Source organism: Nocardioides sp. S-1144 (assembly GCF_005954645.2).
Classification (GTDB): Bacteria; Actinomycetota; Actinomycetes; order Propionibacteriales; family Nocardioidaceae; genus Nocardioides; species Nocardioides dongxiaopingii.
Genome location: NZ_CP040695.2, coordinates 3,386,141 through 3,400,943, shown reverse-complemented (window position 1 = coordinate 3,400,943; position 14,803 = coordinate 3,386,141). Strand labels below are relative to the sequence as shown.

Below are 14,803 nucleotides of genomic sequence, written 5' to 3'. Positions count from 1 at the left end.
AAGGGTCGTGACCGTGACTTCTCCCCACCTGCTGTCCACGGTGCTCGGTCGGGTCCTCGCCGGCGGCGTCGCCGGCCTGTCGCGGCTGAGGTCCACCGAGAAGCCGATGCACCCGCGCGGCTCGGTGGCGACCGCCAGCCTGCGCCGGTACGGCGGCGCGGTGAGTGGCGCCGCGTTCCTCGACACGCCCGGTCAGGACGACGTCCTGGTGCGCACGTCCCGCTCGGTCGGCCTCCCGCCGCCGTGGCCGGACGTCGACGGGCTGGCCGTCCGGGTGCCCACCGACGACGGCGGACACGCCGACGTGCTGCTCTCGAGCACCGGCCGCGGCCGCGTGACCCGCTACCTGCTCGCGCCCGCCCGCCACGCGCGGACGACGTTCCTGGGGTGCCTGGTGCCCTTCCGCTCGCCGTCCGGACCGGTCCTCCTCGGCGCGGATCCGACCGCCGGCGGCGGGTGGGACCTCTCCTGGGCGCGTCCGTGGGGCACGTGGCACCGGTTCGCCACGCTCGAGCCGTTCGACGGCCGGCACGGAAGCACCCCGGGCGACGCGCCGGTGACGTTCGACCCGGTGTCGGCCGCGCCCGACGGGCTCGAGGTGTACCCGTGGCACCGCCGGATCAGGGGGCCGGGCTACGCCGCGGCCCGCCGGTCCCGCTCGCAGGAGCACCGGGCGACGCCGGACCCCCGGTCGGGGGTGGAGGCGTGACGGGCGGGGCACCCTCGCTCCAGGGCCCGGTCCAGCGACTGGTCACCGACTTCCTGGAGCTGAGCGCCACCGGCATCCACGACCGGCTCGGCGACGTCGCCGGCGTGGCCGTCAGCACCGCCGAGGGGCGCCGGCCGCGGACCCTGGCGGCCAGCACGACGCTGGCCGCCGACGTCGACCGCATCCAGTTCCGCATCGGGGTCGGCCCGTGCCTGGCGGCGTTGACCTCGGGTGTCGCGCTGCACGCGCCCGACCTGGCCGGCGACGACCGGTGGGGCGACTACGGGCCGCAGGCCGCGGCCCGGGGAGCGGCGTCCTGCTACTCCGTGCCGGTCCTGGTGGGCGACACGTGCGTCGCCGTGTTCAAGGTCTACGCCAGCGAGGTCGACGCCATCACCCCCGACCAGCGCGCCACGGCCGACCTCGTCGCCAAGGAGGTCAGCGGCGGCTTCGCACTGGCGATGCACCTCGGTCGCCAGGCCTCCGACCTCGACGACCTCACCGCGCTGCTGGCCCACCGCCGGGTCATCGACCTCGCCCTCGGCATCCTGATGGAGCGGGGCCGGGTGCCCGCCGACGCCGCGTTCGGGCTGCTCACGCAGCAGTCCCAGAGCAGCAACGTGAAGGTGCACGAGCTGGCGGCGGACGTCGTCCGCAGCATCCCGGGCACCAGCAGCGACGACCTGGTGCCGCCGTACAGCCCCAGGGATGAACCGGACGCCGCGGGAGCCGTGGTTCGCTGAGGTCAGTGGTTCAGCAGCGCAAGCCACTCCAACAGATGGAGTGCGCCATGTACCTGCACGTTGAAGAGCTCATCAACGAGATCCAGATCGACGAGCCGGACCCGGCCGCGGCGAACGCGCTGCAGGAGGGTCTCGGCGGCCAGTTCGGCGAGATGCGCACGATGATGCAGTACCTCTTCCAGTCGATGAACTTCCGTGGCGACCCGAGCTCGAAGCCCTACAAGGACCTGCTCCAGGGCATCGGGACCGAGGAGATCAGCCACGTCGAGCTGATCGGGACGACGATCGCGCGGCTGCTGGACGGGTCGCCGGACTACCACGGCAAGAAGAAGGACCCCGTCGACGAGCCCGGCGCCAAGGGTGCGACGCCGCTCAAGATCGCGCTGGACACCAGCAACATCCACCACTACCTCGTCGCGGCCCAGGGCGCCCTGCCCGTCGACGCGGCCGGCAACCCGTGGTCGGGCTCCTACGTCTACAACAGCGGCAACCTCGTGCTCGACCTGCTCTACAACCTCATGCTGGAGTCGACCGGGCGCCTGCAGAAGTGCCGGATCTACGAGATGACCGCCAACAAGGCGGCCCGCTCCACGATCGCCTACCTGATCGTGCGCGACCAGGCCCACGAGAACGCCTACGCCAAGGCGCTCGAGTCGCTCGGGGTCAACTGGGGCCCGCTGCTGCCGATCCCGAAGACCAACGCGGAGCAGTTCCCCGAGGTCAAGAAGCTGCTCGACCTCGGTCTCCAGAGCGTCCAGTACACCTTCAACCCCGAGCAGACCAGCCAGGCCGCCAAGCTCTACCGGGGCGCGTCGCCGTCCAACGACGGCACCGAGCTGAGCACGGCGATCATGCCGGAGGGCGTGCCGATCACGATCGCACCCGAGCGCCGGGAGGAGTTCAGCCCGGGCCTCGACCCCGAGCTGCTCGCGCTGATCCAGGCGACCGCCGAGGTCGAGCTGATCGCGGCCGACGAGGCCGGTTCCGGGTCCTCGTCCTGATCCGCCGGCACGGGTGACGAGGTGACGGGGAGCGTGCGGTGACCGAGGTCCTGCTGCGTCCGCTGGCGGATGCGTTCATGCAGGTCGGGGTCTTCGTGGCGCTCCTCGTCGCCCCGTTCGGGTGGGCCCAGCACCGGTGGGGCGACCAGCTCGCCGCCGCGCTGACCCGCCACGCCCGCCACGCCCCGGCGGCCGCCGCCCTGCTCACCATGCCGCCCGGCTGCGGCGGCGCGATCATCGTGATGAGCCTGTACGCCCGGGGCGCGGTGGGCTTCGGCGCCGCCGTCGCCGCGCTGGTGGCGACCATGGGTGACGCCTCGTGGGTGCTGCTGGCCGCCGACCCGGTGCTGACCCTGAAGCTCAAGGCCCTGCTGCTCCTGACCGGTGCCACCACCGGGTACGTCGTCGACGCGCTCGGCATCACGCCCCGACGCCGGGTCGACGCCCAGTCCCTCGGCGCGAGCTCGCCCAGCGCCGGGCTGGTGGGGGTCGGTGGCCGCGTCGTCGTGCCCGCACCGCCACCCTCGCTGGCGCCCGCCGGCGACCAGTACGTCGGCAGCGCGGACCCGGCTCGGGTCGGCCCCACGTGCACCACCCTCTGGGTGGTCCTCGGCGTCGGGGCGCTCGTGGCCGTGCCGGTGTCCTTCCAGCTCGCCCCGGCCGGCACCGCCTACCTGGCCCTCGGGGTCCTCGGCACCCTTGCCGCCGTGGTGGCCCTGGTCCAGGGCCGCGGCCGGGCGACCGTCGCGGCTCCGCCGACGTCCCTGAGGGCCGTCGCACGCGACGGTGGGCACGAGGTCGCCCTGATCACCACCTGGGTCGCCCTGGCCTACCTCTCCTGGTCGCTGCTGAACCACCTCACCGGCTTCGACGGCTCCCAGCTCCCGCTCCTCGGCGTCACCGGCGTGGCCGTCGGCGCCCTCGTGGGCCTCGTGCCTGGGTGCGCGGTCCAGATCGTCTTCACCGGCATCTTCCTCGCCGGCGGCATGCCCCTGCCGACCCTGGTCGCCAACACCATCAGCCAGGACGGCGACGCCCTGCTCCCCCTGCTCGTGCTCGAGCACCGCTCCGCGCTGCTCGCCAGCCTCATCACCACGATGCCGGCCCTGCTGGTGGGCGGCGTCCTGCTCCTGCTCGGCTGAGGCCCGTCAGGCCCCGGCCGCACGGTCGGCGAGCAGGGCCCGGACGGCGGCCGGGTCGAGGGGGGCGCCGCGCGCCCCCGACCCGGTGACGGCGATCGCGGCGGCCGCCGTGCCGAACAGCGCGGCGTCGTCGAGGCGGGCGCCGGACGCGAGCGCCACGGCCAGGCCCGCGGTGAACGCGTCACCGGCGCCGACCGTGTCGACGACGTCGACCGGGAGCGCCGGGAGCCGCCGCGGGCCGCCGGCGCGCTCGCCGTCGTGGACGTCGACGCCGTCGGCCCCGCGGGTCACCACGACCGCACCGGTGCCGGCAGCCAGCAGGTCCGCGACCGAGTCCGCGCCCAGGAGCAGCACCTCCTCGGCGTTCGGCGTCAGCACCGCGACGAGGGCCAGGAGCTCCGGCGGCAGAACCCGGGCGGGCCCGGGGTTGAGCACGAGGCGCCAGCCGCGTCCGGCGGCGGCGGTGGCGGCCGCGAGCACGGCGTCGTCCGGGACCTCGAGGTTCGAGACGACGACGGCGTCCTCGACGTGGAGGTGCTCCAGGGCGTGGCGCACGTGGTCGGCGGAGAGCGCGTGGTTGGCGCCCGGGACGACGACGATGAGGTTCTCGCCGGCGGCGTCGCGCAGCACGTGGGCCGTCCCGGTCGGCTGCTCCACCCGGTCGACGCCGGTCGTGTCCACGCCCGCCCGGGCCAGGTCGTCGAGTGCCTCGGTGCCACGGCTGTCCCGTCCGACGGCACCGACGAAGATCGTCCGGGCGCCGAGCCCCGGCCGCGGCGACGGCCTGGTTGGCCCCCTTGCCGCCCCAGGCCACGGCGGTGGCCAGCGCCGTCACCGTCTCCCCGGCGCGGGGGAGGCGCTCGACGTCGATGAGCAGGTCGGCGTTGAGCGAGCCGACGACGACGACGGTCGGGGTGGGGACGGGCGGGTTCGGCACGGGCCGACGGTCCCACAGGTGGTGGGGTTCGGTTTCGTCGGCGCTCGCTGGGGCTCGCTTGCTCAACCTCCGGTGGTTCCGGTTTCGTCGGCGCTCGCTGGCGCTCGCTTGCTCAACCTCCGGCGGTGGGCGCTCAACCTCCGCGACGGGTTACGCGGGGTCCGGCCGTCCGTCGACCAGGGCGACGAGGGTCGCGGGGCCGGGGGCGTCGTCGAGCCGGTCGACGGGGGTGGGGAGCGGGATCGACCAGTTGGCCCGGGCGGGCGCCGTCGTGCCGGGCACGTTCGGGCGGCGCTCCTCGCCGAGGGCGTCCTCGAGCGAGAGCGAGACCAGCAGCGACGGCGCCCGCCCGAGCTGGGTGTAGGCCTCGACGACCGCCTCGGTGGCTGTGGCCTCCTCGCTGAGCCCGTCGCGGAGGAGCTGCTGCAGGAGCTCCTGCCGGCCGGCGCGGACGTCGTCCTCGGCCATCGTGGAGGAGGCCAGCTGGTCCTCGACGTCGCTGCCGGTCCAGAGCCCCGGCACGGTGGGGAGGTCGTGGGTGGTCACGGTCGCCATCGAGCCGACCGGCCAGGTCGCGGGGTCGTCGGGCTCGAACCAGAGCACGCGGTAGGTGAGGACGTCGCGCTCGGCGAGCGCCTCGGCGACCCCCGGCTCGACCGTGCCGAGGTCCTCGCCGACCACCACGGCGCGCGCCCGGTGCGACTCGAGGCAGACGATGTCGAGGAGGTCGTCGGCGGGGAAGCGGACGTAGCAACCCTCGGTCGGGGAGGCGCCCTCGGGGATGCACCAGAGCCGGAACAGCCCCATCACGTGGTCGATGCGCAGCCCGCCGGCGCCGGCGATGGTGGCCCGCACCGACTGCACGAACGGCTCGTAGTCGGCGGCGCGCAGCCGCCACGGCACGAGCGGGGGAGAGCCCCAGTCCTGGCCGACCGAGTTGAGGGCGTCGGGCGGGGCGCCCACGGTGAGCCCGCGGGCCAGCACGTCCTGCCACGCCCACGCGTCGGCGCCGCCGCCGGAGACGCCGATCGGCAGGTCCTGGATCACCATGAGGTCACCGCTGGCCTCGCGCAGCTGCTCCGACAGCAGCCACTGCAGCCAGGCGTGGAAGGTGACGTCGTCGCGGCGCTCGGCCGCCGCCCGGCGCACCTCCTCGCCGTGGGGGTCGTGCAGGCCGGCCGGCCACGCGCGCCAGTCGCCGCCGTGCTCGGTGGCCAGCACCATCCAGGTCGCGAACTCCTCCAGCGCCGCGCCCTGCTCGGCGCGCCAGGCGTCGAAGGCCGGCTCCTCGCCGCGGTCCGCGAACGTCGTCCGCAACACCCGCATCTTGTGCTCCCACGCGGCGTCGCGGTCGACGGTCGCCGGCGACGGCCGGTCGCCCCCGCCGTCGGGGGACCCCTCGACCCGGAGGTAGACCGGGTTGCGGAAGCGTCGGGTGGCGGGCAGGTAGGGGCTGGCCTCCAGGGGCAGCACCGGCGCCACGGCGTGCAGGGGGTTGACGACCACGAAGCCGCCGCCGCGCCGCTCGGTCCACTCCCGCAGCGTGCGGAGGTCGCCGAGGTCGCCGATCCCGGCGCTGGTGGTCGACAGGGCGGCGTACAGCTGGACCGCCCAGCCCCACGTGCGCTCGGGCGGCAGCCAGCAGCGGCCGGGCGAGACGACGAGCCGGCGCTCGGCGCCGCCGTCGACCCGGAGCCGGTGGTAGCCGAGCGGGAAGTCGTCGGGCACCAGGTCGTCGAGCCGGGCGGTGCCGCCGTCCTCGAGCAGCACCTCGCCGGCCAGACCGGTGCGCCGGCCCGGGCGGGTGACCACGGGTGCCCGGTCGGCGAGGTCGGCCGGCGGCTCGCCGACGACGGCCAGCACGGCCTCGATGGTGGCCTCGGGCACGCGGTGCGGCCGGTCGTCGGCGTCGACCCAGTCGCGCTGCACGCCGGCGCGCGCGAGCGTCTCGGGGCTCCAGCGGGGTGCGGGCACGGGCGGGGGCACGGGCGGGGGCACGGGCGAGGACATGGAGAAATCCTGCCTGACCCGTGGACCGCCTCCTCCTTGGGGGGAGTCGGGCGTCCCCGCCGGCGGCGAGGATGCGTGGGTGCTGCGCTCCCCGACCCGTCCGCCACCGACGGACCTCGTCCTGCCGCACCACCTGCTGCTCGGCCCGGAGACGCACGGCGTGACCCGCTACGCCGGCGAGGTCGCCGCTGCCGCGGGCGCCCCGGTCGTCCGCGACGCCGACCGGCTCGGGCCGGGCGAACCGGCCCACCTCCACGTGACCGACCGGCTCCTGGCGCGCGACCCCGCCGCCGCGGCGGCCGCCGTCGAGGCGCTGGCCCGCCGGGTCCGGCTCACGGTCACGCTGCACGACGTCCCGCAGCCGACCGACGGGCCGGGGTTCGAGGCGCGGGCGGCGGCGTACGGCCGGATCGTGCGGGCCAGCCACGCCTGGGTCACCAACTCCTGGCACGAGCACGCGCTCGTGGGCCGCTGGTGCGTCGCCGACCCGCGCGGCGCGGTGATCCCGCTCCCGGTGATCGAGTCGCCGGCGCTCCCGGAGGAGGCCGAGGACGCAGGGGTCCGGAGTGCCCCGGCGCTCGGCGTGTTCGGGTTCGTCTACCCCGGCAAGGGCCACCGCCAGGTCCTCCGTGCCGCCGCGGCCCTGCGCCGCGGGGGGACCTCCGTGCGGGTGTGCGTGCTCGGCGCCGCCGCCCCCGGCCACGACGACGAGGTCGAGGACCTCCAGCGGATGGGCTGGGCGCGCGACGTCCCGGTGGAGGTCACCGGCCGCGTCCCCGACCACGACCTGGGCCGCGCGCTGCGTGCCGTCGCCGTGCCGGTCGTCGCCCACCGCAACGTGTCGGCGTCCGGGAGCCTCAACTCGTGGATCGCCGCGGGTCGGCGTCCCCTGGTACGCGACGGCGCCTACGCCCGCGAGATGGCGGCCCTGCGCCCCGGCACGATCACGCTCTTCGACGACGCGTCCCTGAGCCGGTGCGTCGGGGCCGCGCTGCGCCGTCCCGAGACCACGTGGACCGCACCGGGCACCGACCTCGGGCCCCGCCTGCCCCACACCGCCGCCGCCTACCGCGCGTGGTGGGCCTCGGTGGACCGGTGACCGCGCCGCCGTACGGCACCAGCGTCCCGGGCAACCGGTGGGACCTGGCCCCGGCCGACGTGCCCCGGCGGACGGTGTCGGTCGTGCTCGCCCACCACGAGCAGCCGGCCCAGCTCGAGCGGACCCTGGCCGCGCTCGGCCGCCAGACCCGTCCCCCCGACGAGGTCGTCGTCGCCGACGACGGCTCGCGGGAGGCGCCGGTGGTGCCGCCCGGCGTGCGGCTGGTGCGCCAGGACGACGACGGGTTCCGCCTCGCCGCCGTCCGCAACCTCGGCGTGGCCGCGAGCACGGGTGAGCTGCTCGTGCTCCTGGACGCCGACACGACCCCGGAGCCGGACTTCGTCGCGCGCATGGTCGCGCTGCCCGAGGCACTCCCCGAGACCCTCGTGGTCGGACGCCGCCGGCACGCCGACCTCGCGGCGACCGGACCGGGCGAGGCGGTCGAGCGCGTCGCCCCGGCGCTCGCCCTGCCCGAGCCGGCCTGGCTGCGCACCGCCTACGACGCGACGCGCGACCTGCTCGACGCCGACGAGACCGGCCACCGGTTCGCCATCGGCGCCGTGCTGGCCTGCAGCCGGTGGTGGTACGACGAGCTCGGCGGCTTCGACGAGACGTTCACCGCCTACGGCGGCGAGGACTGGGAGCTGGCCCACCGGTCGTGGACGGCGGGCGGGTTGCTCGCGCACCGGGCCGACGCCGTCGCCTGGCACGACGGTCCTGACGCCGGCGCCCGCGGCCGGAGCCCGGAGGCCCACCGCTCCGAGACCGTCGCCGTCGCCGACCGGACCTCGGCTCCGGGCACGACGTGGCGCGGGCTGTGGCGCGGCCCGGCCGACGTCGTCGTCACGTGCGACCCCGGCCTCGGGGCGACCGAGGTCCTGGTGACGCTCGACTCGCTGCTCGCGGCGCTCCCGCGCGCCGTCGTCCGGCTCGGCGCGGAGCACCGGGCGCTGGTCGGCACCGACCCGCGCGTCGTGGGCCTCGAGCAGCCCGTGGCCGCCTCGGCGCGCCTGCACCTCGACGTGCGGCACGGCCTCACCGGCGACGCCGCGGCGTGGACCGCGCTGCTCGCGGGCCACGACGGCTCCGCCGCCACCCGCGCGGTGGCCGGCGGCGCCGCCGAGCTGCAGGACCTGCGGCTGCTGCGCCGGGCCGCCCGCTGGGGGCGACCCGACCTGGCCCCGGCGGGACCTCCCCTCGAGAGCGGGCCGCGGCCGTGGTCCGACGACGTCACGCTCGAGTCCTGGCTGGGCGGGTGGGCCGGTGGCTGAGGACCGACCGCTGCTCGTGGTCGTGGGCAACTGCCAGGCGGAGTCGTTCCGCCTGCTCCTCGACGCCGGCGACGTGCGCACCGTGCGGACGCCGGCCCTGCACGAGCTCACCGCCGCCGACGCCGCAGCGCTGCGCGAGCTGCTCGCCCGCACCGACCTGCTCGTGGCCCAGCCGACCTCCGACGACTACCGCGGGCTCCCGGTCGGGACCCGCCAGCTGCGCGCCGTCCTCCCGCCGGGCGCGCGGGTGGCCCTGGTGCCGAGCCTGCGCTACTCCGGGCTGCACCCGTTCCACCTGCTGGTGCACCCGCCCGGCCTGGAGCGCCCGGACCCGCCGGTCGTGCCGTACCACGACCTGCGCACCGCGCTGCTCGCCGACGACCTGCGCGCCGGGCGGCCGGTCCGGCCGCCGCTCGAGCTCACCGAGGACGTCGTCCGAGCGGTCGCGGCCGCCTCGGTCGCCGAGCTCGCCCGGCGCGAGCGCCAGCACGGCACCGTGGTCGTGAGCGACCTGTTCGCCGAGCCGGACGCCGACGCGATGCGCACGATCAACCACCCGGGCAACGCCGTGCTGGTCCCCGTGGCCGCCCGGCTCCGGGACGCGCTGGGGCTCGAGCCGCGCGGACCGGGTGTGGACCGGCCGCTCCTGGCCTCCATCCACGCCCCGGTGCTGCCCCCGGTGGTGGCCGCGCACCGGCTCGACGTCGTCCCCACGAGCGACTGGACGATCGAGGGACGCACCGTCACCACCGAGGCGGTGACCGCGGCCCACCTGGCCTGGTACCGCGAGCGCCCCGAGATGCTCGACGCCGCCCTGGAGCGGGCGGCCCCGCTGGTGGAGCTGTTCGGGCCCGGGGGAGCGAACCCGGGGGGATCGAGCGGTGACGGCGCACTGAGTCCCACCTCACGCCGGGGTGACCCCCGCGGGTGAGGCGACCCGTGGCGGGCCGCGGGACGGTGGAGTGGTACGGGCAAGCCCCGGCAGCGCTCGACCGCGCCACGGAAGCGGTCGAGGCGCCGGTTGAGAGACAGGTACCCCACATGTTCGCCATCATCGGTTTCATCGTCTTCGGACTCGTCGTCGGCGTCCTCGCGCGCCTCATCAAGCCCGGCAAGCAGAACCTGTCGCTGGTCGCGACGCTGCTGCTCGGTCTCGCCGGCTCGGTCATCGGCGGCATCGTGGCGAGCGCGCTCGGCACCGGCGACATCTTCGAGCTCAACATCCTCGGCGCGATCGTGGCCATCGTGGCCGCCGTCCTGCTGATCGGCGTGGCCGAGGGTCTGTCGGGTCGCAACAAGGGCGCCCGCGTCTGACCCGACGCGTGGCATCCTCGACCCATGAGTGACGTCGCCGCCAGGGCCAGTGAGCTGCTCCGCCTGCACCACACCGGGTCGACCCTGGTGCTCCCGACGGTCTGGGACGCCTGGTCGGCCCGGACCGTCGTCGAGGCCGGGTTCCCCGCCCTCAGCGTCGGGAGCCACCCGCTGGCCGACTCCCGCGGCCAGCAGGACAACGAGGGCATGACCCTCGACGACGCCCTCGACGGCATCGCGCGGATCACCGCGGCCGTCGACGTCCCGGTGACCGCCGACGTCGAGTCGGGCTACGACACCCCGGCCGCCGAGCTGGTCGAGCGCGTCCTCGCCGCGGGCGTCGCCGGGATCAACGTCGAGGACACCGTGCACAGCCAGGGCCGGCTCCGCGAGGTCGCCGAGCACGCCGACTACATCGGCGCGCTGCGCGCCGCCGCCGACGAGGCCGGCGTCGAGCTGGTCGTCAACGCCCGCACCGACGCCTTCCTGGGCTCGACGGTGACCTTCGAGGACCCGCTCGCCGAGGCGCTGCGCCGGCTGCAGGCCTGCGAGGCCGCGGGGGCCCGGAGCGTCTACCCCGTGAAGGTGCCCGACGCCGCGACCCTGCGCACCCTGCTCGCCGAGCTCTCCGGACCGGTCAACGTCACCGCCCACCCGGTCGACGGCGCGCCGTCCGGCTCGTTCGCCGAGCTGAGGGCGGCCGGCGTCCAGCGCATCACCTTCGGCCCGCTCCTCATGAAGGCCCTCACGCCGTCCCTCACCGACCTCGTGACTCCCTGGCGCTGAACCCCCGCTGACCCGTCGCTGATCAGCGACGGGTCAGCGCCAGCAACGCGGTGACCCGTCAGTGATCAGCGACGGGTCAGTGCCGCCAACGCGGTGACCCGTCAGTGATCAGCGACGGGTCAGTGTGGGGGGTTGGGGTTGGGGTCGTGGGCCGTGCCGGTGGGCATCAGGACGAAGAAGGTGCTGCCCCGGCCGGGGGCGCTGTCGACGGCGATGGTGCCGCCGCTGACGGTGACCAGCTGCTTGACGATGCTGAGGCCGAGCCCGGGCCGTCGGGGGCCGGGCGACCCGGGGGCGGGCAGGCGGCTGAAGGGCTCGAAGATCTGCTCGTGGCGGGAGGGGTCGATGCCGACGCCGGTGTCGGAGACGCGGTAGAGGATCGCCGGGTCGGACGTCGCGGTCACCGTCGTGCTGACCGCGAGCTCGATGGCCCCGGTCTCGGTGTTCTCGACGGCGTTGCTCAGCAGGTTGACCAGGATCTGCGACGTCCAGGTCGGGTGGTTCCTGATCCGCCGTGGGACGTCGGCGCCGAGGTCGAGGTCGAGCCGCAGGCCCTTGCGCCTCGCCGACTTCTCCACGAGCGCCACGGCGTCGTCGATGAGCGCGTGCAGGTCGAACTCCTCGGTGGCCTGCGCGCTGGCGGCGTCGGCGTCGGCGAAGTCGAGGACGCCGTCGACGAGCGTGAGCAGCCGGGCGCCGGAGCGCTGCAGGGTGGTGATGAGCTCGGTCTGCTCGGTGGTCGGGTCGGTGGCGGCCAGCAGCTCCACCGCCGCCAGGATGCTGGTGAGCGGGGTCCGGACCTCGTGGCTCATCCGGGCGACGAAGTCGGTCTTGGCCCGCGCGGCCTGGGTGGCGAAGCGCCGCGTGGCGTCGAGCTCCCGGGCCGCGTCGTTGCGACTGGTGAGGTCGGCGGCGACCGCGTAGACGCCCCGGGTCTCGCCGTCGGTCCGCCACGGGATCCCGGTCACGAACAGGTCCACGACCTGCCCGTCGGCCCGCCGGATGGTGAGGTTGACCTGCTGGGAGCCCTCCTCGACCACCCGGGCGAACGCCGTCGCCGCCCGGTCGTGGTCGTCGTGGACGATGAGGTCGCGGAAGTGCCGGCCGACCAGGTCGGCGGCGGAGTAGCCGCTGATCGTTCCGGCGGACGGGTTGAGACCGGTGAACCGGCCCTCGACGTCGAGCCGGAAGACGGCCTGCGGATTGTTGTCGAACAGGGAGCGGTAGCGCTCCTCGACGTCCCGGTGCACCGACGGGGGTGACCCCCCTCGTCGGGGCTCATCGGCGCCGCTCTCGGACTCGGCCATGGGTCACGGTAGCCCCGAACCCGGCTGTTCATGCTGGATCGCTACGGTCCCACCCATGTTGAGGGACGTGCGCGAGTACATCGACCGGCTGCACATCGGTGGTCACACGATCGGGGAGGACCACGACGACGACCCCGTGCTCATCGATCCCGACGGCCGCGCCGTCGACACCTGGCGCGAGAACTACCCCTACGAGGAGCGGATGTCGCGCGAGGAGTACGACGCCGCGAAGTACGGCCTGCAGGTGGAGCTGCTGAAGTTCCAGCGCTGGGCCGCCGACACCGGCAGCAAGCACGTGCTGCTCTTCGAGGGTCGCGACGCCGCCGGCAAGGGCGGCACGATCAAGCGCTTCATGGAGCACCTGAACCCCCGCTACGCGCGCACCGTGGCGCTCGGCAAGCCCAGCGACCGCGAGCAGAACCAGTGGTACTTCCAGCGCTACGTCCAGCACCTCCCGACCGCCGGCGAGATGGTCCTGTTCGACCGGTCCTGGTACAACCGCGCCGGCGTGGAGCGGGTGATGGGGTTCGCCTCGCCGCCGGAGTACGAGCAGTTCATGGCCCAGGCGCCGCTGTTCGAGCGGATGCTGGTCGACAGCGGGATCTCGCTGACGAAGTTCTGGTTCTCGGTGACGCAGTCCGAGCAGCGCACGCGGTTCATCATCCGCCAGGTCGACCCGGTGCGGCAGTGGAAGCTCTCACCGATCGACCTGGAGTCGCTGGACAAGTGGGAGGACTACACCGCCGCCAAGGAGGCGATGGTCCGGCGCACCGACACCGAGTGGGCGCCGTGGACGACGGTGAAGAGCAACGACAAGAAGCGGGCGCGGGTCAACGCGATGCGCCACTTCCTGTCGCGCTTCGACTACGAGGGCCGCGACGACGACGTCGTCGGTGACCCCGACCCGCTGGTCGTGCAGCGGGGCAGCGACGCCGTCGGCGACTAGGCCGGGCTCAGCCGCCCAGGACGCTCGCGGCGTCGACGGCGCCGTGCTGCTCCTCGATCGCGTCGGCGAGCCGGGTGACCTCCGCGTCCTCGAGGCGGATCCCGGCGCTGTCGAGGCCGGCGAGGAGCTCGTGGCGGACCGTGCCCTCCGGGGCGCCGTCCTGGTAGGAGCTCACGCGGTCGACCACGCCCTGGACGGCTTCGAGCATGCTGGAGTCCTGCGAGGTGCTTGCGTCGTCGGTCATGCCCCCGATGCTGCCCGCCCCGCCCGTCGCGGTCGCCCCCCGGACGGGTGGCGGCTCGGAATCCTTCGGGTGACGTGCCCGGCCCGGCTGCTGGCTAGCGTCGTGGCCGTGCCCTCATCCACGCCACCGAGCTCGTCCGGTACGGCCGCGCAGCCGCCCGCCGGTGGTCCAGCCGCCCCGGAGCCCCTCGGCCGCCGGCACCGGCTCCAGCACGTTGCCGGCGTGGTCCTCGGAGCGCGGGCCCCGCAGCACGACCCGGTCGACCAGTGGACCGGCCAGGCGCTCGTAGAGCGCGGGCACGGTGCGGAAGGCGGCGACGGCGGGCAGGTTGGCCGGCCCCACGTGGTCGAGCCGGCGGGGCCGGTCGAGCCGGCGCAGGCACGCCTGCGCCACGCGCCCGGGAGCCACGACCGGCGGCGGCGCGGAGCCCAGCCGGCCGGCGTACGTCGCGGCCTGGCGGTAGATCGGCGTGTCGACCGCCCCCGGCAGCACGACGCTCACGTGGACGCCGCGCTCGCGGCGCACCTCCGCCTGCAGCGTGCGGACCAGGCCGAGCTGGCCCCACTTGGCGGCGCAGTAGCCGCCCATCGAGGGGACGGCGATCTCGGCGAGCAGCGAGCTGACCACGACCAGGTGGCCGCCGCCCTGCTCGCGGAAGCGGGGCAGCAGCGAGCGGGCCAGGTTGCCGGTGCCGCCGACGGCGACGTCGACGAGGTGGCGCAGCACGTCGGGCGGCAGGCTCTCGACCGTGCCGTAGGCCATCGCCTGGGCCGTGCTGATCGCCGCGTCGCACCGGCCGTAGGCGGCCACGCACGCGGCGACGGCCCGCTCGACGGCGTCCGCGTCGGCGACGTCGCCGGCCACCACCTCGACCGGGCCGGGCAGCGCGTCGGCGACCTGCCGGAGGCGGCCCTGGTCGCGGGCGAACAGCACCAGCCGGTCACCGCGCTCGCTCAGCTGCTGCGCGACGGCCAGCCCGATGCCGGAGCTCGCCCCGACGACCAGCACCGCTCGCGGCGCTGCTGGCTGCGTGGTTCCCACGCCTCAGGCCTGCTCGAGCGAGGATTCCTTGTGGGCCGCGCTCGCCCCCGACTTCTCGGACTCGACGATCCAGTACGGCTCGTCCTCGCTCGCGTTGAACTTCTGCCCGTCGTGCTGGAAGGGCTTCGTCCGCTTCTCGACGGCCCTGCCGGTGGTCTTCCCCTGAGAGGTGTTCCAGTGGACCTTGGTTCCCTTGCTGATGCTCATGCGTTCGACGCTAACGGCGCCGCCGCCCCGAGTGACCTCACCCGAG

The 14,803-nt window shown here is 75.2% G+C and carries 16 protein-coding genes; 10 read left to right on the top strand and 6 right to left on the bottom strand.

Going from position 1 to position 14,803, the window contains the following annotated elements:
* Positions 1-13 precede the first annotated feature (13 nt).
* Genes FE634_RS15930 through FE634_RS15915 form a run of 4 tightly spaced genes read left to right on the top strand, consistent with a single transcriptional unit; the run spans position 14 to position 3,595 of the window.
* Positions 14-709, top strand: a complete 696-nt coding sequence (locus tag FE634_RS15930) for a hypothetical protein (RefSeq protein ID WP_222847598.1) — start codon at positions 14-16, stop codon at positions 707-709.
* A complete protein-coding gene (locus tag FE634_RS15925) occupies positions 706-1,452 on the top strand; it encodes a GAF and ANTAR domain-containing protein (RefSeq protein WP_170981573.1) in 747 nt (248 codons plus the stop codon). The genes FE634_RS15930 and FE634_RS15925 overlap by 4 nt, the downstream gene beginning before the upstream one ends.
* Positions 1,453-1,487: 35 nt before the next feature.
* Positions 1,488-2,453: a manganese catalase family protein gene (locus FE634_RS15920; protein ID WP_212721687.1), complete on the top strand. Its 966-nt coding sequence runs from the start codon at positions 1,488-1,490 to the stop codon at positions 2,451-2,453.
* 38 nt (positions 2,454-2,491) lie between these two features.
* Positions 2,492-3,595 carry a putative manganese transporter gene (locus FE634_RS15915; protein WP_138876453.1) on the top strand — a complete coding sequence of 368 codons (1,104 nt, stop codon included), beginning with the start codon at positions 2,492-2,494 and terminating at the stop codon, positions 3,593-3,595.
* A 6-nt stretch (positions 3,596-3,601) separates the two neighbouring features.
* Here FE634_RS15915 and FE634_RS15910 read toward each other — a convergent pair whose 3' ends face one another.
* Entirely contained in the window at positions 3,602-4,345 is a 744-nt protein-coding gene (locus FE634_RS15910) for a PfkB family carbohydrate kinase (protein WP_148240761.1), read from the bottom strand.
* A 337-nt stretch (positions 4,346-4,682) separates the two neighbouring features.
* Entirely contained in the window at positions 4,683-6,542 is a 1,860-nt protein-coding gene (gene malQ / locus FE634_RS15905) for a 4-alpha-glucanotransferase (RefSeq protein WP_148240760.1), read from the bottom strand.
* Between the two features lie 79 nt (positions 6,543-6,621).
* On the opposite strand from malQ, the gene FE634_RS21140 reads away from it, so the two are divergent.
* From FE634_RS21140 to FE634_RS15885, 5 genes are all read left to right on the top strand, one after another.
* On the top strand, positions 6,622-7,641 hold the full coding sequence (locus tag FE634_RS21140; RefSeq protein WP_170981572.1) for a glycosyltransferase family protein: 1,020 nt from the start codon (positions 6,622-6,624) through the stop codon (positions 7,639-7,641).
* Positions 7,638-8,912 (top strand): glycosyltransferase, encoded by a 1,275-nt coding sequence (locus FE634_RS21135; RefSeq protein WP_187366727.1) that lies wholly within the window; start codon positions 7,638-7,640, stop codon positions 8,910-8,912. The genes FE634_RS21140 and FE634_RS21135 overlap by 4 nt, the downstream gene beginning before the upstream one ends.
* The gene (locus FE634_RS15895; RefSeq protein ID WP_138876452.1) at positions 8,905-9,843 is read left to right on the top strand and encodes a WcbI family polysaccharide biosynthesis putative acetyltransferase; all 939 of its coding nucleotides are present in this window, start codon (positions 8,905-8,907) and stop codon (positions 9,841-9,843) included. Before FE634_RS21135 ends, FE634_RS15895 begins: the two co-directional genes overlap by 8 nt.
* A gap of 110 nt (positions 9,844-9,953) precedes the next feature.
* Positions 9,954-10,226 carry a GlsB/YeaQ/YmgE family stress response membrane protein gene (locus tag FE634_RS15890; RefSeq protein ID WP_246060693.1) on the top strand — a complete coding sequence of 91 codons (273 nt, stop codon included), beginning with the start codon at positions 9,954-9,956 and terminating at the stop codon, positions 10,224-10,226.
* A gap of 24 nt (positions 10,227-10,250) precedes the next feature.
* Entirely contained in the window at positions 10,251-11,012 is a 762-nt protein-coding gene (locus FE634_RS15885) for an isocitrate lyase/PEP mutase family protein (protein WP_138876451.1), read from the top strand.
* Between the two features lie 119 nt (positions 11,013-11,131).
* Here the strand turns inward: FE634_RS15885 and FE634_RS15880 are convergent, their stop codons facing one another.
* Positions 11,132-12,262, bottom strand: a complete 1,131-nt coding sequence (locus tag FE634_RS15880) for a two-component system sensor histidine kinase NtrB (RefSeq protein ID WP_187366726.1) — start codon at positions 12,260-12,262, stop codon at positions 11,132-11,134.
* Between the two features lie 112 nt (positions 12,263-12,374).
* Between FE634_RS15880 and ppk2 the strand changes: the two genes are divergently transcribed.
* Positions 12,375-13,265, top strand: coding sequence for a polyphosphate kinase 2 (ppk2, locus tag FE634_RS15875; protein ID WP_138876449.1), 891 nt, complete (start codon positions 12,375-12,377; stop codon positions 13,263-13,265).
* Between the two features lie 7 nt (positions 13,266-13,272).
* Here the strand turns inward: ppk2 and FE634_RS15870 are convergent, their stop codons facing one another.
* From FE634_RS15870 to FE634_RS15860, 3 genes are all read right to left on the bottom strand, one after another.
* Positions 13,273-13,509, bottom strand: a complete 237-nt coding sequence (locus FE634_RS15870) for a hypothetical protein (RefSeq protein ID WP_137293869.1) — start codon at positions 13,507-13,509, stop codon at positions 13,273-13,275.
* A gap of 114 nt (positions 13,510-13,623) precedes the next feature.
* Entirely contained in the window at positions 13,624-14,550 is a 927-nt protein-coding gene (locus tag FE634_RS15865; RefSeq protein ID WP_138876448.1) for an SDR family NAD(P)-dependent oxidoreductase, read from the bottom strand.
* 3 nt (positions 14,551-14,553) lie between these two features.
* Positions 14,554-14,757: a hypervirulence associated TUDOR domain-containing protein gene (locus FE634_RS15860; RefSeq protein ID WP_137293867.1), complete on the bottom strand. Its 204-nt coding sequence runs from the start codon at positions 14,755-14,757 to the stop codon at positions 14,554-14,556.
* Positions 14,758-14,803: the final 46 nt, after the last annotated feature.